The sequence below is a fragment of the Pseudoxanthomonas suwonensis 11-1 genome (assembly GCF_000185965.1).
Classification (GTDB): domain Bacteria; phylum Pseudomonadota; class Gammaproteobacteria; order Xanthomonadales; family Xanthomonadaceae; genus Pseudoxanthomonas; species Pseudoxanthomonas suwonensis_A.
This window is the reverse complement of record NC_014924.1, coordinates 1,600,735-1,624,604: the sequence shown is the minus strand read 5'-3', so window position 1 is coordinate 1,624,604 and position 23,870 is coordinate 1,600,735. Positions and strand designations below refer to the sequence as shown.

The window sequence follows — 23,870 nt, the reverse complement described above, 5'->3', positions numbered from 1 at the left end:
CAGGAAAGTCCGCCGGCGGGATGCAGCGCACCCCGCCGTCACCGCTGCGCAGATCCGGGGAGTATCGCTGCATGCATTGGCTCAAGAACCTCAAGCTCACGCCCAAACTGATGCTGGCCTTCGGCGTGGTGCTGGTATTGCTGGCCGCACAGGGCGTCGGCGCCTATTACGGGCTGTCCTCGCTCAACCGCGCCACGACCAACCTGGCCGAGGGCAGCATGGAGAGCGTCTCCGTCGCCGCGGAGCTGCGCGCGCTGCTGGGCGAGTACCGGACCGCCTCCTACCGCGGCCTGGTGCGCGCCAGCGAGGCGGTCAAGCTCGACGCGCGTGATCGCAGCGCCAAGCTGTCGGGCGAGATCGACGAGGCCCTGGCGGCCTACGGCAAGCTGGCGGCCACCCCGGAGGAGCGCAAGCTGCTCGAGGAGCTGACCACTTCCTGGACCGCCGCCCGCACCTCGTACGAGTCGGTCAATGAAATGATCGACCTGGAGCTGCCCGACGACGCCCTGGATACCTTCCTCGGCGAGACCTCCGACCTGCACAACGTCGCCGCCGCGGCGGTGACCACCCTGATCCAGGAGGCCGACCGCCAGGCCGACGCCTCTGCCGCCAGCGCCAGCAGCGCCTACGCGGCCTCGGTGGTGCTGATCGTGGTGATGCTGGTGGTCGGCGTGGCCGGCGGCCTGGCGATCGCCTACTTCATGGCCCGCAGCATCGCCGGCGGCATGCGCGGCGCGGTGGCCGTGGCCAACGACGTGGCCGGCGGCAAGCTCGACAGCCGCATCGACACCAGCGGCGGCGACGAGATCGGCGACCTGCTGCGCGCGATGCAGCGCATGCAGCACGACCTGCGCGAGCGCACCGAGCGCGACCAGAAGGAAGCCGCCGAGAACCTGCGCATCCGCACCGCGCTGGAGAATTCCTCGACCGGGCTGATGATCACCGATCCGGACTACCGCATCGTCTACCGCAACCCGGCGCTGGCGCAGATGCTGGAAGACCATGCCGACCAGATCGCCACCGCCCTGCCCGAGCTGGACATGGCCGCCCCGCTGGTCGGCCAGTCGGTCGAGGTGCTGGAAGTCGACGGCAAGGTCTCGCAGGACTTCATCGCCCGCCTGGAACGCGAGGGCCGCGCGGTGCGCGAGGTCCAGTACGGCGAGGCCTGCATCGCGCAGAGCGTCTCCGCCATCCGCGACGCCGAAGGCAAGTACGTCGGCATGGTCTGCGAATGGCGCGACCGCACCGGCGAGATCCGGGTCGAGCAGGAAGTGGCGCGCGTGGTCGAGGCCGCGGCCGCCGGCGACCTGTCCGGCCGCATCGACACCAGCGACAAGCACGGATTCCTGCTGCAGCTGGCGGTCCAGCTCAACGGCCTGCTGGATGCCAACGCGATCAGCCTGGCCGAGGTCTCGCGCCTGCTGACCGGCCTGGCCCAGGGCGACCTCAGCGTGCGCATGGAAGGCGAGTTCCACGGCGTGTTCGCCCGCATGCGCGACGACGCCAACGCCACCGTCGACCAGCTGACCTCGATCGTCTCGCGCATCCAGGCCGCCTCCTCGGCCATCAACACCGGCGCCAGCGAGATCGCCTCGGGCAACAACGACCTGTCGCGCCGCACCGAGCAGCAGGCCGCCAACCTGGAGGAAACCGCCGCTTCGATGGAGGAGCTCACCTCCACCGTCAAGCAGAACGCCGACCACGCCCGCCAGGCCAACCAGCTGGCCATCGGCGCCGCGTCGGTGGCCTCGCAGGGCGGCCAGGTCGTGGGCCAGGTGGTCACCACCATGGCCGACATCCAGGCGTCCTCGCGCAAGATCGCCGACATCATCTCGGTCATCGACGGCATTGCCTTCCAGACCAACATCCTCGCGCTCAACGCGGCGGTGGAAGCGGCACGTGCCGGCGAGCAGGGCCGCGGCTTCGCCGTGGTCGCCACCGAGGTGCGCTCGCTGGCCCAGCGTTCGGCCACCGCCGCCAAGGAGATCAAGCAGCTGATCGAGGACTCCACCGGCAAGGTCGCCGATGGCGCCCAGCTGGCCGAGCAGGCCGGCAAGACCATGGGCGAGATCGTGGCCTCGGTGCAGCGCGTGACCGACATCATGGCCGAGATCTCCGCCGCCTCGCAGGAGCAGGCCGCCGGCATCGAGCAGGTCAACCAGACCATCGTGCAGATGGACGAGACCACCCAGCAGAACGCCGCCCTGGTGGAAGAGGCCTCCGCCGCGGCACGCTCCATGGAGGAACAGGCCGCGGGCCTGGCCCAGGCCATCGCGGTGTTCCGCCTCGAGGACGGCTTCACCTCCGCGGCCAGCGAGCAGGCCCCGGTAGCGCCGGCGGTGCCGTTCGCCCCGCGCAGGTCGCAGCAGGCGCCGGTGCGTACCAGCCGCGCCCCGCAGGCGGCCACCGTGATCAACGAGGCCGACTGGGCCGAGTTCTAAGCGGACCAAAGCTTCACCAGCCAGGAGCCCCGGCCCGTCCGGGGCTTCTGCTTTTCGTGCCACCTGGTGTGAAGAAAGCAGCGCGCCAGCCGATAAGCCCTGCAGACCCGCGAACAAGCCGTTTCTTGCGAATGATTACCCTCAAGACGCTCAGCCGTTTCCTCGCCGACCTGTCGATGAAGCGCAAGTTCCTGCTGCAGGCGGCCTTCGTCGCCGTCGGCATCGTCGCGCTTGCGGTGGTCGCGGCACGCCTGCAGTACCTGGACCTGACCGCGACCCGGCAGGCCGCGGTGCGCGCGCAGGTGGAGATGGCACTGGGCGTCATCGGCCAGTACGGGCGCATGGCCGAGTCCGGCGAACTGGACGAGGAGGCGGCCAAGGCGGCGGCGCTGCAGGCCATGCGTGGCATGCACAGCGCCGACAAGATCGACTACTTCTTCGTGCTCAACCATGAGCCGCGGATGCTCATGCACCCGACCCTCGAAGGCCGGTTGCTGCATGACGTGCTCGATGCCAACGGCAAGGCGATCTTCCCGGCGTTCGTCGAGGAGGCGGTGGCCGGCGGCGGTTTCGTGGACTATGCATGGCCGCGGCCCGGCAGCACCGACCCTGCGCCGAAAACCGCCTATGCCGCGCAGTACGAGCCCTGGGGCTGGGTGCTGGCCACCGGCGTCTACCTGGACGACACCCAGATGCAGGCGCTGCAGTTCACCGGGGTCATGACCCTGGCCGGTGGCCTGCTGGTGCTGGTTACCCTGCTGGCGGGCTGGGCCATCGGCGGTTCGGTGCTCAGCGCGACCAACCGTGCCCTGGCCGCCGTGCGCGGCGTATCGGATGGCAACCTGCACGTGCACATGGGCGAGCACGGCAAGGACGAGCTGGGCCAGATGCTGGACGCGATCGAGCAGATGCAGCAGCGCCTGCGCGGGGTCATCGAGGGCCAGCGCGAGATGGCGCGCCGCCACGAGGCCGGCGAGACCAGCTACCGGATCGACGACAGCAGCTTTCCGGGCGAATACGGACTGATGGTGCGCGACGCCAACGCCCTGGTGGAACAGCACGTCTCGGTGACCATGCGCGCGGTGGAAGTGATGCGCCGCTACGCGGTGGGCGACCTGTCCCAGGACATGGAGCGCCTGCCCGGCGAGCGCGCCGCGATCACCGAGGCCATGGACACCTGCAAGCACAACCTCGGCGCGATCAATGCCGAGATCCAGGGCCTGGTCGCGGCGTCGGCGGCCGGCGACTTCACCCGCCGCGGCGACGCCGATGCCTTCCAGCACGAGTTCCGGGCGATGGTCGCCGGACTCAACCGCCTGATGGAGACCACCGGCCACAACCTGGACCAGCTCTCCGACCTGCTGCGCACCGTGGCCCAGGGCGACCTCAGCGTGCGCATGGAAGGCGAGTTCCACGGCGTGTTCGCCCGCATGCGTGACGACGCCAATGCCACCGTGGACCAGCTCACCTCGATCGTCTCGCGCATCCAGGACGCCTCCACCGCCATCAACACCGGCGCCAGCGAGATCGCCTCGGGCAACAACGACCTGTCCCGCCGCACCGAGCAGCAGGCCGCCAACCTGGAGGAGACCGCCGCCTCGATGGAGGAGCTGACCTCCACCGTCAAGCAGAACGCCGACCACGCCCGCCAGGCCAACCAGCTGGCCATCGGCGCCGCCTCCGTCGCCTCGCAGGGCGGCCAGGTCGTCGGCCAGGTGGTCCACACCATGGCCGACATCCAGGCGTCCTCGCGCAAGATCGCCGACATCATCTCGGTGATCGACGGCATCGCCTTCCAGACCAACATCCTGGCGCTCAACGCCGCGGTGGAAGCGGCGCGTGCCGGCGAGCAGGGCCGCGGCTTCGCCGTGGTCGCCACCGAGGTGCGTTCGCTGGCCCAGCGTTCGGCCACGGCCGCCAAGGAGATCAAGCAGCTGATCGAGGACTCCACCGGCAAGGTCGCCGATGGCGCCCAGCTGGCCGAGCAGGCCGGCAAGACCATGGGCGAGATCGTGGCCTCGGTGCAGCGCGTGACCGACATCATGGCCGAGATCTCCGCGGCGTCGCAGGAGCAGGCTGCCGGCATCGAGCAGGTCAACCAGACCATCGTGCAGATGGACGAGACCACCCAGCAGAACGCCGCCCTGGTGGAGGAGGCTTCCGCCGCGGCGCGCTCCATGGAGGAACAGGCCATTGGCCTGGCCGGGGCCATCGCTGCCTTCCGCCTCGCCGACACCGCCGACACCGCCGCCATCGCCGGCCACGCTACCGCGCAGGCGAAGCCGTCCAGCCACCGCGCCGCGCCGGGCCGTGCCCCGTTGCCGCGGCCCGTCCGCTTCGAGGGAAATGCCGCCCGCAGCGAAGAGCCCGAGTGGGCAAAGTTCTGAACCCGGGAACACGTACCGGCAGCGACCACGGTCACTTTTTTCGCACGGAGCGTCCGTTTCCACCGCATCCCGCTAAAGGCTCCGCTCCTGGCGGCCGATGGTCTGGTAGACGGTCCCTGGGGGGGACCCGGCACGACCAGGAATGGGGAAGATGTGCGTGGACGCTCCGCAACCGCAAGCAAGCAGCTGGCTGCCCGGCATTGCCGGAAGCCTGCTCCTCATCCTGTGGCTGGTCGCGATGGCGTTGGGCCTGGCCACGCTGCGTCCCTCGCGTTCGCTGGCCTCCGCTGCTGATGCCATGGCCGTCGAAGCACTGGTCGCCGGACTTCCCCGCCCGGACACAGCTACCGCCTGGCTGAGGCCGGGCTGCAGCTGCACCGGCCTGCCCCAAGGGCACAGCGGCCAGCTCCGGGCCCGGATCGAAGCAGGAGGCTTCGCCTTACGTGAACTGCCCGCCTCCGCCCTCGCCCTCCCCTACCCCCTGATCGTCACCACGGCCGACGCCCGCCTGTTGTACGCCGGCCCCGCCAACTGGGGCGGCTCCTGCAGTGGCGCCGACCTGCTGCCCGCGCTGCTGAAGGCCGCCCTCGCAACGCGTCGCCCACCCCTCGTCGTCGCCAGCGACTGCACCTGTTCCTGAGGAATACCGACATGTCCAACCGAACCGCCGCGTCCCGCCTGGTCGGGCGCGAACGCTACGCCTTCCTCGCCGAACAGGCCGCCGAGGCCGACCGCCTGCTGGTGAAGCTGGCCTGCGTGGTCGGCGCGATCTCGCTTGGCCTGGCCGCCTGGCACGGGCAGTGGGACGCCGCGCTGATGGTGAGCCTGCCCACGGTCGCTTTCGTCCTGGTCCAGGTCCGGTTGTTCGCCGGCACCCGCCTGAGCCGGGTATCGGTGGCGCTGGCGCTGATGGTCCTGGCCGCTGCCCTGATCCACCAGTCCGGCGGCATGGTCGAGGCGCACTTCGGCGTGATCATGCTGATCGCGGTGCTGCTGTATTACCGCGACTGGGTGCCGATCGTGGTGGCCGCCGCGGCGATCGCCGTGCATCACCTGGTGTTCTTCTTCCTGCAGCGCGCCGGCCTGCCGTTCCCGGTGTACCCGGCCGGCAGCGGATTCGGCATCGTGCTGCTGCACGCGGGCTACGTGGTCACCGAAACCGTGTTGCTGTCGATGATGGCGGTGCAGATGCGACGCCAGCTGATGTACCTCGGTTACGGTCCGCGCCGCCTGGCCAAGCTCGCCGGCGACGTCGCCGAGGAGCGCCCGGTCCCTGCGGACATCGCGGCGATGGAGTTCCCGCCCGGCTCCCTTGCGAGCACCCTGGTGGCGATGAGCGGCCAGCTGATCGAGCGCCTGGACGGCAACCGCGAGACCAGCCGCGAGTACCTGCGCATCCGCGCGGCGCTGGACAGCGTCACCACCAACGTGATGATCGCCGATGCCGATCGCACCATCGTCTACGGCAACCGGGCCCTGCTGGACACCCTGCGGGCCGCCGAGGCCGACATCCGCCGCGACCTGCCGAACTTCGAGGTCTCGTCCCTGGTCGGCGGCAGCATCGATGCCTTCCACCGCAACCCGGCGCACCAGTCGCGCCTGCTGGCGGGCCTGGAAGGCACCCACCGGGCGAACATCCTGGTCGGCGGCCACCACATGCGCCTGACCGTCAACCCGGTGCGCGACAGCGGCCGCAACCTGATCGGCTACGTGGTCGAGTGGCTGGACCGCACCGACGAGGTCCGGGTCGAGGAGGAAGTCAGCCGCCTGGTCGAAGCCGCCGTCGCCGGCGACATGTCCACCCGCCTGGGCCTGGAGAACAAGCGCGACTTCGCCCTGGCCCTGTCGCGCAACCTCAACGAACTGCTGGAGACGCTGTCCGGCAGCGCCCGGCAGGTTTCCATGGTCCTGCGTGCCCTGGCCCGGGGCGACCTGACCGTGCGCATGGAAGGCGACTTCCAGGGCGTGTTCGCCGGCATGCGCGACGATGCCAACGCGACCGTCGACCACCTGGCGTCGATCGTGTCCCGCATCCAGGCCGCCTCCTCCGCCATTAATAGCGGCGCCACCGAGATCGCCTCCGGCAACAACGACCTGTCGCGCCGTACCGAGCAGCAGGCGGCCAACCTGGAAGAAACCGCCGCCTCCATGGAGGAACTGACCTCCACGGTGAAGCAGAACGCCGACCATGCCCGCCAGGCCAACCAGCTGGCGATCGGTGCCGCCTCGGTGGCATCCGAGGGCGGCCAGGTCGTCGGCCAGGTGGTCACCACCATGGCCGACATCCAGGCCTCCTCGCGCAGGATCGCCGACATCATCTCGGTCATCGACGGCATCGCCTTCCAGACCAATATCCTCGCGCTCAACGCGGCGGTGGAAGCGGCGCGTGCCGGCGAACAGGGCCGCGGCTTCGCCGTGGTCGCCACCGAGGTGCGTTCGCTGGCCCAGCGGTCGGCCACCGCGGCCAAGGAGATCAAGCAGCTGATCGAGGACTCCACCGGCAAGGTCGCCGATGGCGCCAGGCTGGCCGAGCAGGCCGGCAGGACCATGGGCGAGATCGTCACCAGCGTGCAGCGGGTCACCGACATCATGGCCGAGATCTCTGCCGCCTCGCAGGAGCAGGCCGAGGGCATCGCCCAGGTCAACCGCACCATCGTGCAGATGGACGAGACCACCCAGCAGAACGCCGCCCTGGTCGAAGAGGCTTCCGCCGCAGCGCGGGCGCTCGAGGAACAGGCCGTCGGGCTCGGCGCGGCCATGGCCGCGTTCCGCCTGGAAGACAGCTGGGGCCAGCCCGGCGGTGATACCGCCATCTCCACGCCACGGCAGGCGCTGGCGGTCTGAGCCGACGCCTTCCGAGTGCCAACGACGGCAGGGCTTCACTCCTGCCGCCGCCGGCCGATAACCGCATCAGCGGCAGTGTGCCGGTGCAGCGAGCAACATGAGCGCCCATCTCCCCCATCCCCCGACCGAACAGCGCGACTTCGCGTTCTCCGACCGCGACTTCCAGCGCGTGTGCCGGATGATCCACGCCCGCGCCGGCATCGCCCTGGCCCCCGCCAAGCGCGACATGGTCTACGGTCGGCTCTCGCGCCGCCTGCGGGCGCTGGGGATCAACGAGTTCGGCGCCTACCTGGACCTGCTCGATGCCGATCCGTCCGGCCCGGAGTGGCAGTCCTTCACCAATGCGCTGACCACCAACCTCACCGCCTTCTTCCGCGAGCCGCACCACTTCGAGCACCTGCACCGGCAGCTGCAGGGGCTGGCCGGAGACGGCCCGGTGCGGCTGTGGTCCTGCGCCGCCTCCACCGGCGAGGAGGCCTATTCGATGGCCATCACCGCCTGCGAGGCCTTCGGCACCATGACCCCGCCGGTGCGCATCCTGGCCACCGACATCGACACCAACGTGCTGGCCACGGCGCGCCGTGGCGTCTACGCCATGGAGCGCATCAACGGGCTCGACCTGGACACCCGCCGCCGCTACTTCCAGCGCGGCACCGGCCCCAACGACGGCCGCTGCCGGGTGCATCCGGCGCTGCAGGCGCTTGTCGAGTTCCGCCCGCTCAACCTGCTGGCGCCGCGCTACGACGTCGGCGGCAGCTTCGCCGCGATCTTCTGCCGCAACGTGATGATCTACTTCGACAAGGCGACCCAGCGCGCCGTGCTCTCGCGCCTGGTCACCCACATGGAGCCTGGCAGCCTGCTCTACACCGGGCATTCGGAGAACTACCTGCACGCGGCCGACCTGATCCAGCCCTGCGGCCGCACCCTCTACCGCCGCACGGTGCGCGCATGAGCCTGGCCCTGCAGTCCGACGGGGTGATGCGCTACCGCGACCCGCAGTTCCAGGTCCCGGCCGCCAAGCTGCTGCCCACCCAGTACCTGGTGGTGGACGACGGCACCGCGCTTGTGACCGTGCTGGGCTCCTGCGTGGCCGCCTGCATCCGCGACCCGCTGCTCAACCTCGGTGGCATGAACCACTTCCTGCTGCCGGACGGCAACACCGGCGACGGCGCACCGGCGCGCTACGGCAGCTACGCCATGGAAATGCTGATCAACGAGCTGCTCAAGCGCGGCGCCAACCGCAAGCGCCTGGAAGCCAAGGTGTTCGGCGGCGCCAACGTGCTCAAGGGCTTCACCAGCAACCCGGTCGGCACCCGCAACGCCGACTTCGTGTTGTCCTACCTGGACGCCGAGCGCATCCCGGTGGTGGCCGAGGACCTGCGCGGCATCCACCCGCGCAAGGTCTGGTTCTTCCCGCATACCGGCAAGGTCATCGTCAACCGCCTGCCGCATGCCCACGGCGCCGAGGTCCTGGCCGCCGAAACCGCGGTCCGGTCGCGCCTGTCGAGCACGCCGGTCAGCGGTGGCGTGGAGCTGTTCTGATGGCGGTCCGGGTACTGGTGGTCGACGACTCGGCGGTGGTGCGCCAGGTGCTCTCGGAGCTGCTGGCGCGCGAGCCGGGGATCGAGGTGGTCGGCACCGCCGCCGACCCGTTCCTGGCGCGGGAGAAGATCAAGCGCCTGAACCCCGACGTCATCACCCTCGACGTCGAGATGCCGCGCATGGACGGCCTGGCCTTCCTCGAGAACCTGATGCGGCTGCGGCCGATGCCGGTGGTGATGGTGTCCTCGCTGACCGAGCGCGGCGCCGACGTCACCCTGCAGGCGCTGGCGCTGGGCGCGGTCGATTTCGTCACCAAGCCCAGGCTGGGCGTGGCCCAGGGCCTGGAGGCCTATGCCGACGAGATCGTGGCCAAGGTCAAGGGCGCGGCGCGGGCGAAGGTGCAGGCGCTGATGCGCCCGGCGCAGCGGCTGGAACCGGCTGCGCCACGCGCGTCCATGCCGTTGTCCGGCCGCTTCCGCACCACCGACCGCCTGATCGCGATCGGCGCGTCGGCCGGCGGCACCGAGGCGATCCGCTACGTGCTCGAGCAGATGCCGCCGGATGCGCCGGCGGTCGTGCTCACCCAGCACATCCCCGGCGGCTTCAGCCGCGCCTTTGTCGAGCGCCTGGACCGGCACTCGCCGATGCTGGTGCGCGAGGCCAGCGACGGCGAGCTGGTGCTGCCGGGCCATGCCTACCTGCCGCCCGGCGACCACCACCTGCGCATCATCCGCGACGGTGCGCGCTGGCGCTGCCGGGTCGATGGCAGCGCACCGGTCAATCGCCACCGTCCCGCGGTGGACGTGCTGTTCCGCTCGGTGGCCGTGGCCGCCGGGCCGAACGCGGTCGGCGCGATCCTCACCGGCATGGGCGACGACGGCGCCCGCGGCCTGATGGAAATGAAGGAAGCCGGCGCGCCGACCCTGGTCCAGGACGAGGCCACCAGCGTGGTCTGGGGCATGCCCGGGGCCGCGGTACGGCTCGGCGCGGCCGACGACATCGTGCCGTTGGACAAGATCGCGCAGCGCCTGCTGGAGCTGGCCGGCGCCCACGCCGGCAGCCACGCCGGGGCCTGAGCCTCAGTCCTCGACGTTGGCCACGCCGTGCGGCACGTGGCCGGCGGCCACGTGCATGCGGGCGCTGTCGATGTTGTGGCGCGAGTCGTCGAAGAAGATGTCGGCGCCGAACGCGGCCAGGAACGGCCCCTTGTCACGCCCGCCCAGGAACAGCGCCTCGTCCAGGCGCACGCCCCACTCGCGCAGGGTGCGGATCACCCGCTCGTGCGCCGGCGCCGAGCGCGCGGTGACCAGGGCGGTGCGGATCGGTGCGTCCTCGCCCGCCGGGAACGCCGCCTGCAGCTGGTGCAGGGCCGCCAGGAAGCTGCGGAACGGGCCGCCGGAAAGGGGCTCGCGGGCGCGCTGGCGCTCGTGCAGGCCGAATGCCGCCACGCCCTGCTCGCGAGAGATGCGCTCGCTCTCGTCGCCGAAGATCACCGCGTCGCCGTCGAAGGCGATGCGCAGCTGGTCGCGCGCCGCGTCGGCCGCGCGCGCCGGCAGGATGGTCGCCGCCGCCACCCCGTGCTCCAGCGAACGCCGCACCGACTCCGGGTTGGCCGACAGGAACAGGTTGGTGCCGAACGGCGCCACGTACGGCCAGGTCGGCTCGCCGGCGGTGAACACCGCGCGCACGATGTCCAGGCCGTAGTGCTGGATCGAGTTGAAGATGCGCAGGCCGGTGTCGGCCGAGTTGCGCGACAGCAGGATCACCTCCACCTGCGGCGCATCCTCCGGCAGGCGCTGGTTGAGCGCGAGCAGCTTGCGCACCACCGGGAAGGCCACGCCCGGCTCGAGGATCTCGTCCTCCAGCTGGCGCTGGTACTCGGCGTAGGCGTCCACGCCCTCGCGCTCGAACAGCGAGTGGCCTTCCTCCAGGTCGAACAGGGCACGCGAGGTCACCGCCACGGTGAGTACCCGCGGTGCGTTGTCCTGGATATGGCGGTCGGGCGCGGTCATGCGGCGATTATGGCACCGCCACGACGCCCGCGCCGCCGCCCTCAGGGAGAGTCGACCCGCACCTGCAACGGACGCCCGCGCCAGCCTTCGGCGGTCACCGGGCGTACTTCCAGCACCAGGTGGAGCGGTTGCTGCCCATCCGGTGTTCCGTCGTTCCAGGTCAGCTGGTGCTCGGTCCGCCGTCCCCGGATCGGCGCCACCACCGGCGCGTCCGGAACCAGGTCCTCCGGCGCCTCGCCGGAGACGACCCGGTACTCGAAGCCGATCTCCTCCAGGTCGTAGGGCGTACCGCGCGGCCACTTCAGCTGGATGTTCAGGAACCCGAGCTCGTCGCAGGACGCACCGCCACCGAGGCCGCGGGTCAGCGTCACCTGTTCCAGTTCCGGAGGCGGCAGGTCGGACCAGTCCAGCAGCGAACTGCGGGCGACCTTGAAGGGCTGCAGGTTGGTGTCGAACGCGCACGCGCCGACGGCCTGCGCCGGCAACATGCACAGGAAAAGCAGATACCACAACTTCACGGGACCCCTCCCCTTCAGTTGAAGCTTCCTTCCGAGTTTTTCGAATGTTTCCCCGGAGGCACTCCGGCCTCCACACCGCGCGCGATCAGCGCGGTTACAACGTCATACCACGAATTGTTCGCTCAGGATACGTTCTTCGAGGTTGTGTTCAGGGTCGAAAAGAAGGGTCACGGTGCGGTCACGCGATTCGCGGATCACCACTTCGACCACGTCGCGGGTCTCGTGCGAATCGGCGGTCACGCTCACCGGACGCTTGTAGGGATCCAGTATCTCGAAGCGCACTTCGGTCTCGGCCTTGAGGATCGCGCCGCGCCAGCGCCGCGGGCGGAACGCCGCGATCGGGGTCAGGGCGATGGTCTGCGAGCCCAGCGGCAGGATCGGGCCGTGGGCGGAGAAGTTGTAGGCGGTACTGCCGGCCGGGGTGCACACCATCACGCCGTCGCAGACCAGTTCGTCCAGCCGCTGCTGCCCGTTGAGGTCGATGCGGATGTGCGCCGCCTGGCGCGTCTGGCGCAGCAGCGAGACCTCGTTGTAGGCCAGCGAGCCGACGGTGCTGCCGGACTCGGTCTGCGCCACCATCTCCAGCGGACGCAGGATCGCCGGCTCGGCCGCGGCCAGGCGCTCGAGCAGGTCGTCGGCATGGTAGTGGTTCATCAGGAACCCGACCGTGCCCAGCTTCATGCCGTACACCGGCTTGCCCAGGCCACCGTGGCGGTGGAGGGTCTGGAGCATGAAGCCGTCGCCCCCGAGCGAGCAGATCACGTCGGCTTCCTGCACCGGGCAGGTGCCGTGGCGCTCCACCAGCGCGGCCAGCGCCTCCTGGGCGCCGGGCGCGGCGCTGGCGAGGAAGGCGATGCGGGGGCTTGCGGTCATCGATGTCTCCATCCGGCGGTCATCCCTGTCGCGGGAGGATAACCGGCCCGCGTGTCGGCGGTGTTTTTCGTTACCGCCGAAATCAGCACGGCGCTGACCACCGCCACCCGCCACGCAAACGGAAACGGCGGCCCGAGGCCGCCGTTTCCGTCACCTGCGCAGAGTGGATCAGCCGCGCGAGGCGAGCTGGCCCAGCTTCTGCACGGCCACCGACAGGGTCGGATAGTCGAGCGTCTTCTGCGCCGACAGCTCCTCGAGCATGCCCAGGGTGAAGCGCAGCGAGGCATCGTCGCGCTGCAGCCACTGCCGCACCTTGGCATCCGGGTCGGAAGCCGGCTGCGCCACCGCCTGCGAAGCCAGGGTGCGGTGGTGGGCCGCCAGCTCGTCGCGCATCACGCCGCGCGCGACCGCGTGCCAGCGGCCGTCGACGGCCAGCGCGTCGATCTGCTCGAACAGCCACGGCAGGCCCAGGGCCTCGCCAAGGCGGAAGTGCACGCGCGACACCTCCACCGGCTTGAGCTTGCGCTCGGCGGCCAGCTCGATGATGTCGAACGCCGGCTCCAGGTACGGCAGTTCGGCCAGCTGCTGCGCCAGCGCCGGCGGCATGCCCTTGTCCTTCCACTCCTGCAGCGAGGCCTCGTAGGCCGGGCGCTGCGAGTCCGGCAGCACGCCGGAGGCCGAGCGGATGGCGTTGAACGCGTCGTGGTAACGCTCGACCGCCGCGGCGATGCTGGGCATCGGGCCGGGGCGGTTGAGCAGCCAGCGCACGAACGAGCGCTGCAGGTTCCAGATCACCTGCAGGGCGTCGATCTGGGCGGCTTCCGGCAGCTTTCCGTCCAGCGCGTCGATCTGGTTCCACAGGCTGCGCGCGTCCAGCACCTCGCGGCTGATGGTGTAGGCCTTGGCCACCTCGGCCGGGCTGCGGCCGGTGTCCTCCTGCATGCGCAGCAGGAAGGTCGCGCCCATCCGGTTGATGGTCTGGTTGGTCACCGCGGTGGCGATGATCTCGCGCTTCAGGCGGTGCCTCTCCATCAGCGGCGCGTACTTCTTCTGCAACGGCTCGGGGAAGTAGCGCTGCAGCTCCTTGGACAGGTACGGATCCTCGGGGATGTCCGAATCCAGCAGCTGCTGGAACGCGACCAGCTTGGCGTAGGACAGCAGCACCGACAGCTCCGGACGGGTCAGGCCCTGGCCGCGGGCCTTGCGCGCCGACAGCTCCGCATCCGACGGCAGGAACTCGATCTGGCGGTCGAGCAGGCCCTGCGCCTCGAGGGTGCGGATGAAGTGCTGCTTGGAGCCGAGGCGCCTGGCGCTCATCCGCTCCATCAGGCTGATGGCCTGGTTCTGGCGGTAGTTGTCGAACAGCACCAGGCGGCCGACCTCGTCGGTCATCGACGCCAGCAGCTTGTTGCGGGCGGCCATGGTCAGCGAGCCGTCCTGCACCGCGGCGTTGAGCAGGATCTTGATGTTCACCTCGTGGTCGGAGGTGTCCACGCCGGCGGAGTTGTCGATGAAGTCGGTGTTGAGCAGCACGCCCTGCTGGGCGGCCTCGATGCGGCCCAGCTGGCTCATGCCCAGGTTGCCGCCCTCGCCCACCACCTTGCAGCGCAGCTCGCCGCCGTTGACGCGGATGGCGTTGTTGGCGCGATCGCCCACGTCCGAATGCTGCTCGCTGGAGGCCTTGACGTAGGTGCCGATGCCGCCGTTCCACAGCAGGTCCACCGGCGCGCGCAGGATCGCCTGCATCAGCGCCGCCGGCGACAGCGAGCGCACGTCGTCGGCCAGGCCGAGCACCTCGCGCACCTGCGGGCTGATCTCGATCGACTTGGCGCTGCGCGGGAACACGCCGCCGCCCTTGCTGATCAGCTTGCCGTCGTAGTCGGCCCAGCTGGAGCGCGGCAGCTTGAACAGGCGCTCGCGCTCGGCGAAGGAACGCGCCGCGTCCGGATCCGGGTCCAGGAAGATGTGGCGGTGGTCGAACGCCGCGACCAGGCGGATGTGCCTGGACAGCAGCATGCCGTTGCCGAACACGTCGCCGGACATGTCGCCGATGCCGACGCAGGTGAAGTCCTCGCTCTGGCTGTCGCGGCCCAGGGCGCGGAAGTGGCGCTTGACCGACTCCCAGGCACCGCGGGCGGTGATGCCCATGCCCTTGTGGTCGTAGCCGACCGAGCCGCCGGAGGCGAACGCGTCGCCCAGCCAGAAGCCATGGGCGATGGCCAGGCCGTTGGCGATGTCGGAGAAGCTCGCCGTGCCCTTGTCGGCGGCCACCACCAGGTACGGATCGTCCTGGTCGTGGCGGACCACGTCGCGCGGCGGCACGATCTTCCCGCCGACGATGTTGTCGGTGATGTCCAGCAGGCCCTGGATGAACAGCTTGTAGCAGGCCACGCCCTCGGCGAACCAGGCGTCGCGGTCCACCGCCGGGTCCGGCAGGCGCTTGGCGTAGAAGCCGCCCTTGGCGCCGACCGGCACGATCACGGTGTTCTTGACCATCTGCGCCTTGACCAGGCCCAGGACCTCGGTGCGGAAGTCCTCGCGGCGGTCGGACCAGCGCAGGCCGCCACGGGCCACCGGGCCGAAGCGCAGGTGCACGCCTTCCACGCGCGGGCCGTACACGAAGATCTCGCGGTACGGACGCGGCTTGGGCAGCTCGGGGATCTGCGCAGGGTCGAACTTGAAGCTGATGGTCTCGGCCGGGTTGCCGTCGGCGTTGCGCTGGAAGTAGCTGGTGCGCAGGGTCGCGTCGATCACGTCGATGAAGCTGCGCAGGATGCGGTCGTCGTCGAGGCTGTCGACGCGGTCCAGGAGCTTCAGCAGGGCCTCGCGCACTGCTTCGGCGCGGGCGGCGCGGTCGCCGCCGCGGGCGTCGACCACCTCCTGCAGGATGCGCACGGTGGCCTCGTCGCCACGGGCCAGCGGACGCAGCTGGTCGGCCAGGCGCTGCTGCGCCGCGCGCAGCTGGGTGGCGTTGAGGCTGGCCGGGTCGAAGCGGGCCTCGAACAGCTCCACCAGCAGGCGCGCCGGCAACGGGTAGCGGGCCAGGGTCTGCTCGACCGAGCCCTGCGAGAACGGCACGCCGGTCTGCAGCAGGTACTTCCAGTAGCCGCGCAGCAGCGAGACCTGGCGCCAGTCGAGGCCGGCGCCCAGGATCAGGCGGTTGAAGCCGTCGTTCTCGGCACGGCCGGCCCAGATCGCGGCGAAGGCCTGCTCGAACTCGGCCGCCAATGCACCGGCGTCGCCGGCGTCGGCCTGGGCCTCGACCTCGAAGTCCTGGATGTGGATCGGCTGGGTGTCGCCGCCCGGCAGGGAAGCCTGCAGGCGGTACGGATGCTCGGTGATCACCCGCAGTCCCATGTTCTCCATCAGCGGCAGCACGTCCGACAGCGGGATGTCGTCCTGCTGGCGATAGAGCTTCAGGTGCAGGCTGGTGCCGCCCTCGCGCGGGGTCGAGTGCAGGCCCAGGCGCATGTCGTCGGGACCGGCCAGCGCGGCCAGCTGCTCGACGTCGTTGGCCGCCAGTTCCGGCGAGACGTCCTCGATGTAGCCGGCCGGCAGGGCGCGACCGTAGCTGGACGCCAGGCGCAGGCCCTCGGCCTCGCCGTGGCGGGCGATCAGCAGCTCGCGCAGGTCGTCCTGCCAGTTGCGCAGCAGGTGGGCCAGGCGGCCCTCCAGCGCGGCGATGTCCAGGTCCACCACCTCGCCCGCCTTCGGGCGCACGATCAGGTGCAGCTGGGCCAGCGGCGATTCGCCGAGGACCACGCTGGCGTCCACGTGTTCGCCGTGCAGCGCCTCGCGCAGCATGGCCTCGATGCGCAGGCGCACGTCGGTGTTGAAGCGCTCGCGCGGAATGTAGACCAGCGCCGAGAAGAAGCGGCCGTAGCGGTCGCGGCGCAGGAACAGGCGGCTGCGCACGCGCTCCTGCAGGCTCAGCACGCCGGTGGCGGTGCGGTACAGGTCCTCCGGGCTGGACTGGAACAGCTCCTCGCGCGGCAGGGTCTCGAGGATGTGGCGCAGGGCCTTGCCGCTGTGGCTGTTCGGCGCCAGGCCGGACTTGCGCATCACGTACTCGTGGCGCTCGCGCACCAGCGGGATCTCCCACGGGCGGCGGTTGTAGGCGCTGGAGGTGTACAGGCCAAGGAAGCGCTGCTCGCCGATGATGCGGCCGCCGGCGTCGAACTCGAGGACGCCGATGTAGTCCATGTAGCCCTTGCGGTGCAGGCGCGAGCGGGCGTTGGTCTTGGTCAGGATCAGCGGTTCGATCCCGGCGCCGGCCTCGTTGAGGCCGTGCGCGGCCAGGGTCCGCACCGGGCGCGGGGCGGCGCTGTCGTGCCCGCGCATCAGGCCCAGGCCGGAGCCTTCCACCGGCGCCAGCACGTCCTCGCCACCCTGCCGCAGCACGCGGTACTCGCGGTAGCCGAACAGGATGAAGTGGTCGTTGGCGGCCCAGCGCAGGAACTCCTGCGCCTCGCGGCGGTTGGCGTCGTCCACCGGCATGCGGCGGGTGGCCAGGTCGTCGGCCAGGGTCTGCATGCGGTCGCGCATCAGGCCCCAGTCGGACACCACCGCGCGCACCTCGGCCAGCACCTGGGCCACGCGCTTCCCGATCGCGGCCATGGCCTCGGCCGGCTGGCGGTCGATCTCCAGCAGCATCAGCGATTCGGCCTTGCCCTCGCCCACCTTGGCCAGCTTGCCGGCGCGGTCGCGCTCGATCCGCACCAGCGGGTGGCCCAGCACGTGCACCGACACGCCCATCTCGGCCAGCGCCATGCTCACCGAGTCGACCAGGAACGGCATGTCGTCGTTGACGATCTGCAGCACGGTGTACGGCGATTCCCAGCCGTTCGCCTTCAGGGCCGGGTTGAACACCCGCACGTTGGCCGTGCCCGGCTTGCGCTTGCGCGCGAACTCCAGCATGTCGGCGCCGATGGCAGCCCAGGCCTGCGGCTCGTGGTGCGGGAACTCGTCCTCTTCCATGCGCCGGTAGAAGGCTTCGAGGAAGCCGGCCAGCTCGGCCTGGCGCGCGGCGGGAACCAGCTTGCGCGAGGCCGCGATCACCGGCTCCAGCGTGAACCCGGGCGCCTGTGCCACCGGCGGCGCGGCCTGCTTGTCCGCGCGGGCCTTGCTGGCCTTGGCAGCCTTGGCAGCCTTGGCAGCCTTGGCCGGGGCGGGAGCGGCGGACTTGCGGGGAGAGGTCTTGGCAGGTTTGGCAGCCTTTGCAGCTGGCTTCGGAGTCATGGCGGATGCGCCGAGGTTTGAAGGTGCCGCGATTGTATCGGTTGCAACCGCCAAAGCCGTGACGCATAGCGGCAAAAAACGTGCTTTTCATTTAATGAACTGGACGGTATAGTCCAGCCCCATGCAAGCCAGCCCGCCTTCCGCGCCCGCCGGAGCCGCGCCCGACGACGCCCGCCACCAGCGGGTGCGCGACGCGGTGCGTGCGCTGGTGGCCGAATTCGGCGTGAACGTGAGCATGGATGCCATCGCCGCGCGTGCCGGCTGCTCCAAGCAGACCCTGTATGCCCGCTACGGCTCCAAGCAGGCGCTGATGCACCTGGTCGCCAGCGACGGCATGGCTGCGATCCGGCTGCCGCCCGCGCCGACTGCCGGCTCGCTGCGCAAGGCCCTGGTCGCCTTCGCCGAGGACCATCTCGCCCACCTGGCCGAACCGCGTACCCTTGGTACCGCACGCCTGGTCACCGCCCAGGCCGCGGAGTTCCCCGAGGAAGTGGCCGCCATGTACCAGGACTATGTCGGCGCCCTGCTCGACCGCCTCGGCGGCTGGCTGCAGCAGGCCATGCGCCGCGGCCTGCTGAGGCATGACGATCCGCACTGCGCGGCCGAGCTCCTGCTGGGCATGATTGTCGGTCTGGATTTCGACCGGCAGCGCCATCTCGCGCCCCACCGCGACACGCCCGAGGCGCGTTCGCAGTGGGCCGCGTTCGCCATCGACAGCTTCCTGCGCGCTTTCGCGCCGCCAGCTTCCCGAACCTGAAACACTCCACGACATCCTTTCCGGAGCCCTCCCCATGACGATGTACCGCCCCTTGCTCCTGGCCTGCAGCCTGCTGGCCCTGGCTGCATGCAAGCAGGAACAGGCCGCCACCCCGCCCCCGCCCCAGGTCGGGGTGGTCGAGGTCCAGCCGCAGACCGTGCCGCTCGAGCGCGAGCTGGTCGGCCGCCTGTCGCCGTACCGGTCGGCCGACGTGCGCGCCCGCGTGCCCGGCGTGCTGGTCAAGCGCGTCTACCAGGAAGGCAGCGACGTCAAGGAAGGCCAGGTCCTGTTCCAGATCGACCCGGCCCCGCTGCAGGCGCAGCTGGGCGTCGCCCGTGGTGACCTCGCCCGTGCCGAGGCCAGCTACGCCAACGCCCGCTCCAGCGCCGACCGCGCCCGCCAGCTGGCCCCGCAGAACTTCGTGTCCCAGAACGACCTGGACAACGCCGTGGCCGCCGAGCGCAGCGCCGCCGCCGCGGTCGAGGCCGCCCGTGCCGCCGTGCGTACCGCCGAGATCAACCTCGGCTACGCCCGCGTGACCGCGCCGATCTCCGGCCGTGCCGGCAAGCAGCAGGTCACCGAGGGCGCACTGGTCGGCCAGGGCGAAGCCACCCTGCTGACCACCGTCGACCAGCTGGACCCGCTGTACGCCAACTTCTCGATCGGCTCGACCGAGCTGGAGCGCCTGCGCGGCGCCGCCAACGTGTCGCTGTCCGGCGCCGGCAAGTCCACCGTGCAGGTCCTGCTGCCGGGCGGCCGCGCCTACGAGCAGGCCGGCACCCTGGACTTCTCCGACACCACGGTCGATCCGGCCACCGGCGCCGTCTCGCTGCGTGCGCTGGTCCCGAACCCGGACCAGGCCCTGCTGCCGGGCAGCTTCGTCACCCTGAAGGCCAACCTGGGCGAGCTGTCGGGCGTGTTCCTGGTGCCGCAGGCCGCGGTGCTGCGCGACGCCAACAGCGCCTACGTGATGGTCGTCGGCGACGAGGGCAACGTGGTCCGCAAGAACATCGAGGCCAGCGTCGCTTCCGATGGCAACTGGCTGGTCACCGCCGGCCTGGCGGCCGGCGACAAGGTGATCGTCTCCGGCGTGCAGAAGGTGCGCGAAGGCGCTCCGGTCCAGGCTACCCCCTACCAGGCCAACCAGGCCGGCCAGGATGCCGCCGCCCCGGCCCAGGGCCAGGCCCCGCAGCAGGCCCCGGCCGCCGAGGCCGGAGCCGGTGAAGCCGCCGCTGAAGCGCAGCCGGCCGAGTAAGGACTTCCTCCGATGCCCAAGTTTTTCATCAACCACCCGGTCTTCGCCTGGGTCGTTGCGATCCTGATCTCGCTCGCGGGCGTGATCTCGATCCTCGGCCTCGGCGTCGAGTCCTATCCCAACATCGCCCCGCCACAGGTGACGGTCAGCGCCACCTATCCCGGCGCCAGCGCCGAGACGGTCGAGAAGGCGGTCACCCAGGTGATCGAGCAGCAGCTGACCGGCATCGACCACCTGCTGTACTTCAGCTCGTCCTCCAGCGCCACCGGCCGCGCAAGCATCACCCTGACCTTCGAGACCGGCACCGATCCTGACATCGCCCAGGTCCAGGTGCAGAACAAGGTCTCGCTGGCGACCCCGCGCCTGCCGACCGAGGTGACCCAGCAGGGCGTGGTGGTGGCCAAGGCCAACGCCGGCTTCCTGATGGTGGTAGGCCTGATCTCCGACAACCCGGCGGTCGACCGCAACGCGCTGAACGACCTCAACGGCTCGCGCGTGATCGAACAGATCTCGCGCATCCCCGGCGTCGGCAGCGTGCAGCAGTTCGGCGCCGAGTACGCGATGAACATCTGGCTCAACCCCGACAGGCTGCAGGGCTATGGGCTGTCGGCGACCCAGGTGCTGTCCGCCATCCGCGCCCAGAACGTGCAGTTCGCCGCCGGCTCGATCGGCTCCGACCCCGCGCCCGAGGGCCAGGCCTTTACCGCCACTGTCTCGGCCGAGAGCCGCTTCAGCTCGCCGGAGCAGTTCGAGGAGATCATCCTGCGCGCCGACGAGGACGGCACCACCGTGCGCCTGAAGGACGTCGCCCGCGTGGCCTTCGGCCCGGGCGCCTACGGCTTCGACACCCGTTACAACGGCAAGCCGATCGGCGCCTTCGCGATCCAGCTGCTGCCGGGCGCCAATGCCCTGAACGTGGCCGACGCCGTGCGCGCCAAGATGGACGAGCTGCAGTCCACCTTCCCGGCGGGCGTGACCTGGATGTCGCCGTACGACTCCACCACCTTCGTCAAGATCTCGATCGAGGAGGTCGTCAAGACCCTGCTCGAGGCGGTGGTGCTGGTGTTCCTGGTGATGCTGATCTTCCTGCAGAACCTCCGCGCGACGATCATCCCGACCCTGGTCATCCCGGTGGCACTGCTCGGCACCTTCGTCGGCCTGTCGATCATCGGCTTCACCATCAACCAGCTGACCCTGTTCGCGCTGGTGCTGTCGATCGGCATCGTGGTCGACGACGCGATCGTGGTGATCGAGAACGTCGAGCGCATCATGACCGAGGAGGGCCTCGCCCCGCGCGACGCCACGATCAAGGCCATGGGCCAGATCACCGGCGCCGTGGTGGCGATCACCGTGGTCCTGGCCGCGGTGTTCATCCCCTCCGCCCTGCAGGGCGGCGCGGCGGGCGAGATCTACAAGCAGTTCGCGCTGACCATCGCAATCGCCATGGGCTTCTCGGCGTTCCTGGCGCTGGGCTTCACCCCGGCGCTGTGCGCGACCTTCCTCAAGCCCAGCCACCACGCCAACTCCAACGTGGTGTTCCGCACCTTCAACAAGTACTACGACCGGATCAGCAGGACCTACGTCGGCCACATCGGCAGCGCCGTCAGGCATGCCCCGCGCTGGATGATCCTGTTCGTGGTGCTGGCGGTGCTGTGCGGCTTCAGCCTGTCGCGCATGCCTGGCAGCTTCCTGCCCGAGGAAGACCAGGGCTACGCGCTGGCCATCGTCCAGCTGCCGCCGGGCGCCAGCCTGCAGCGCACCCAGGACGTGTTCGCGCAGATGCGCGAGCGCCTGGAAGGCGTCGAGGGCTTCGAGAGCATGCTGCAGGTGGCCGGCTTCAGCTTCGTCGGCCAGGGCGAGAACGTCGGCATGGGCTTCATCAAGCTCAAGTCGTGGGACCAGCGTGACCTGACCGCGCCGGAGTTCATCCAGCAGGCCAACGGCGCCCTGTTCGGCATCAAGGAGGCCACGATCTTCGTGGTCAACCTGCCGACCGTGCAGGGCCTGGGCCAGTTCGGCGGCTTCGACATGTGGCTGCAGGACCGTACCGGCCAGGGCCAGGAAGGCCTGACCCAGGCGCGCAACATGCTGCTCGGCGCCGCGGCGCAGAACCCGGCGCTGGTCGGCGTGCGCCCGAACGGCCTGGAGGACGCCCCGCAGCTGCAGCTGAAGGTCGACCGCGTGCAGGCGCAGGCCATGGGCCTGCAGGTCGGCGACATCTACAACGCCATCAGCCTGATGCTGGCGCCGGTGTACGCCAACGACTTCTTCTACGAAGGCCGCATCAAGCGCGTGAACCTGCGCGCCGACGCCCCGTACCGCACCGGTGCCGAGTCGCTGGCCCACTTCTACACGCCCAACGACGAGGGCGGGATGATCCCGCTGACGACCGTGGTCGATGCGCAGTGGGCCACCAACCCGCCGTCGCTGAACCGCTACAACGGCTACGCCGCGGTCAACATCGTCGGTTCGCCGGCACCGGGCCACAGCTCGGGCGAGGCAATGGCGATCATGGAAGGCATCGTCACCAACGACCTGCCGCCGGGCTTCGGCTTCGACTGGTCGGGCATGTCCTACCAGGAGATCCTGGCCGGCAACACCGCGACCCTGCTGCTGGTGCTGTCGATCGTGGTGGTGTTCCTGTGCCTTGCCGCGCTGTACGAGAGCTGGTCGATCCCGGTGGCGGTGCTGCTGGTCGTGCCGCTGGGCGTGCTCGGCGCGGTCCTGCTGAGCCTGGCCCGCGGCCTGCCGAACGACATCTTCTTCAAGATCGGCCTGATCACGATCATCGGCCTGGCGGCCAAGAACGCGATCCTGATCGTGGAGTTCGCGGTGGAGCAGCGTGCAGCGGGCAAGACCCTGCGCGACGCCACCATCGAGGCGGCCCGCCTGCGCTTCCGCCCGATCCTGATGACCTCGTTCGCGTTCATCATGGGCGTGGTGCCGATGGCCCTGTCCACCGGCGCCGGCGCCAATGCGCGCCATGCCATCGGCACCGGCGTGATCGGCGGCATGCTGTTCGCCACCTTCCTCGGCCTGCTGATGATCCCGGTGTTCTTCATCGTGGTCCGCCGCATGCTCGGCGACAAGCTCGACGAGCCGTCGAAGGAGTACCTCGAGCAGCAGAAGCGCGACGGCGGAACCGCGATCACGCAGTAAGCCTCCGCGACATGCAGTAACACTGGAAGCCCCGGCCTCGCGCTGGGGCTTTCTTTTTGCGCCCAGGATCTGTGCGTGGCGCCCCACCGTCGCGGCTTCGCGCCACGGCTGTCCCGTGACCTTTGCTGTTGCGGTTGCTGTTGCGGTTGCTGTTGTTGTTGCTGCCCCCTCCCGTTGGAGCGAACCGAGCATCGCAGCGGCGATGGGGGCTTCAGAGGCCCGCATGTCTGAGCGAAGCGAGTTTGCGGGCCGTCCCCCATCACCGCGAGAAGCGCAGGGGACCGGTCGGCGCAGCCGGCCGGTTCGCGACCGGGCCTGCTTTCTTCTTGGTTACTTCTTCTTTGCAGGAGCAAAGAAGAAGTAACTCGCCGTAGCCGCGCAGCGGCGGGCGAAACAGATTTTGATCCGGCTTTGGTTTTGGCTCTCTCGTTTAGCTTGGCCGACGTGCCTTCGGCCCTGGTCTGCCCCATCGTTGTTGCCTTTGAGCTGGAACCAGAGACAAGGGCAGGCTCCTGCGGGAGCCCCAGGAGCAAAAGCTTTCGCCATCCGCTTCGCGGCTTGGGCGAGTCACTTTTTCTTTGCTTGTGCAAAGAAGCGCTTTTCAGCAGCCGAATGGCTGATCAAAAGTAACCAAAAAGAAAGCACGGCCCGAACCGCTCGCCCGACCGGCTTCGCCGGTCGGTAACCTGCGCTTCTCGCACCGCCGGGGGACGGCCCGCAAACTCGCTTCGCTCAGACATGCGGGCCTCTACGCCCCCGCCGGCACTCCGATGCTCGGCTCGCTATAACGGGCGGGAAGAGCAACAGCAACAGCAACGGCAACGGCAACAGCAACGGCAACGGC

Annotated in this window: 14 protein-coding genes; 10 read left to right on the top strand and 4 right to left on the bottom strand. The window is 69.9% G+C overall.

Annotation, left to right across the window (positions count from 1 at the left end; genetic code table 11):
• Window positions 1-71: 71 nt before the first annotated feature.
• From PSESU_RS07400 to PSESU_RS07370, 7 genes are all read left to right on the top strand, one after another.
• The gene (locus PSESU_RS07400) at window positions 72-2,441 is read left to right on the top strand and encodes a methyl-accepting chemotaxis protein (RefSeq protein WP_013535141.1); all 2,370 of its coding nucleotides are present in this window, start codon (window positions 72-74) and stop codon (window positions 2,439-2,441) included.
• Window positions 2,442-2,575: 134 nt separating this feature from the next.
• The gene (locus PSESU_RS07395) at window positions 2,576-4,828 is read left to right on the top strand and encodes a methyl-accepting chemotaxis protein (RefSeq protein ID WP_155942848.1); all 2,253 of its coding nucleotides are present in this window, start codon (window positions 2,576-2,578) and stop codon (window positions 4,826-4,828) included.
• A 151-nt stretch (window positions 4,829-4,979) separates the two neighbouring features.
• The gene (locus PSESU_RS15680) at window positions 4,980-5,468 is read left to right on the top strand and encodes a hypothetical protein (RefSeq protein WP_013535139.1); all 489 of its coding nucleotides are present in this window, start codon (window positions 4,980-4,982) and stop codon (window positions 5,466-5,468) included.
• An 11-nt stretch (window positions 5,469-5,479) separates the two neighbouring features.
• Complete coding sequence (locus PSESU_RS07385; RefSeq protein ID WP_013535138.1) at window positions 5,480-7,672, top strand: methyl-accepting chemotaxis protein; 2,193 nt, start codon at window positions 5,480-5,482, stop codon at window positions 7,670-7,672.
• Window positions 7,673-7,769: 97 nt separating this feature from the next.
• Window positions 7,770-8,624 carry a CheR family methyltransferase gene (locus PSESU_RS07380; protein ID WP_013535137.1) on the top strand — a complete coding sequence of 285 codons (855 nt, stop codon included), beginning with the start codon at window positions 7,770-7,772 and terminating at the stop codon, window positions 8,622-8,624.
• Window positions 8,621-9,214 carry a chemoreceptor glutamine deamidase CheD gene (gene cheD, locus PSESU_RS07375; RefSeq protein WP_013535136.1) on the top strand — a complete coding sequence of 198 codons (594 nt, stop codon included), beginning with the start codon at window positions 8,621-8,623 and terminating at the stop codon, window positions 9,212-9,214. The genes PSESU_RS07380 and cheD overlap by 4 nt, the downstream gene beginning before the upstream one ends.
• A complete protein-coding gene (locus PSESU_RS07370) occupies window positions 9,214-10,290 on the top strand; it encodes a protein-glutamate methylesterase/protein-glutamine glutaminase (RefSeq protein WP_013535135.1) in 1,077 nt (358 codons plus the stop codon). The genes cheD and PSESU_RS07370 overlap by 1 nt, the downstream gene beginning before the upstream one ends.
• A 3-nt stretch (window positions 10,291-10,293) precedes the next feature.
• On the opposite strand, the gene PSESU_RS07365 is transcribed toward PSESU_RS07370, so the two are convergent.
• The 4 genes from PSESU_RS07365 to PSESU_RS07350 form a co-directional block, all read right to left on the bottom strand.
• Window positions 10,294-11,205 carry a 5'-nucleotidase gene (locus PSESU_RS07365; protein ID WP_041764634.1) on the bottom strand — a complete coding sequence of 304 codons (912 nt, stop codon included), beginning with the start codon at window positions 11,203-11,205 and terminating at the stop codon, window positions 10,294-10,296.
• 62 nt (window positions 11,206-11,267) lie between these two features.
• Window positions 11,268-11,744 carry a hypothetical protein gene (locus PSESU_RS07360; RefSeq protein WP_013535133.1) on the bottom strand — a complete coding sequence of 159 codons (477 nt, stop codon included), beginning with the start codon at window positions 11,742-11,744 and terminating at the stop codon, window positions 11,268-11,270.
• A 102-nt stretch (window positions 11,745-11,846) separates the two neighbouring features.
• On the bottom strand, window positions 11,847-12,617 hold the full coding sequence (locus tag PSESU_RS07355) for an NAD kinase (RefSeq protein ID WP_013535132.1): 771 nt from the start codon (window positions 12,615-12,617) through the stop codon (window positions 11,847-11,849).
• A 168-nt stretch (window positions 12,618-12,785) separates the two neighbouring features.
• Complete coding sequence (locus PSESU_RS07350) at window positions 12,786-17,855, bottom strand: NAD-glutamate dehydrogenase (RefSeq protein ID WP_013535131.1); 5,070 nt, start codon at window positions 17,853-17,855, stop codon at window positions 12,786-12,788.
• A 121-nt stretch (window positions 17,856-17,976) separates the two neighbouring features.
• Between PSESU_RS07350 and PSESU_RS07345 the strand changes: the two genes are divergently transcribed.
• Genes PSESU_RS07345 through PSESU_RS07335 form a run of 3 tightly spaced genes read left to right on the top strand, consistent with a single transcriptional unit; the run spans window position 17,977 to window position 23,026 of the window.
• Window positions 17,977-18,612 carry a TetR/AcrR family transcriptional regulator gene (locus PSESU_RS07345; protein ID WP_013535130.1) on the top strand — a complete coding sequence of 212 codons (636 nt, stop codon included), beginning with the start codon at window positions 17,977-17,979 and terminating at the stop codon, window positions 18,610-18,612.
• Between the two features lie 34 nt (window positions 18,613-18,646).
• The gene (locus PSESU_RS07340; RefSeq protein ID WP_013535129.1) at window positions 18,647-19,867 is read left to right on the top strand and encodes an efflux RND transporter periplasmic adaptor subunit; all 1,221 of its coding nucleotides are present in this window, start codon (window positions 18,647-18,649) and stop codon (window positions 19,865-19,867) included.
• Window positions 19,868-19,879: 12 nt separating this feature from the next.
• Entirely contained in the window at window positions 19,880-23,026 is a 3,147-nt protein-coding gene (locus tag PSESU_RS07335; protein ID WP_013535128.1) for a multidrug efflux RND transporter permease subunit, read from the top strand.
• The last annotated feature ends 844 nt before the right edge of the window (window positions 23,027-23,870 follow it).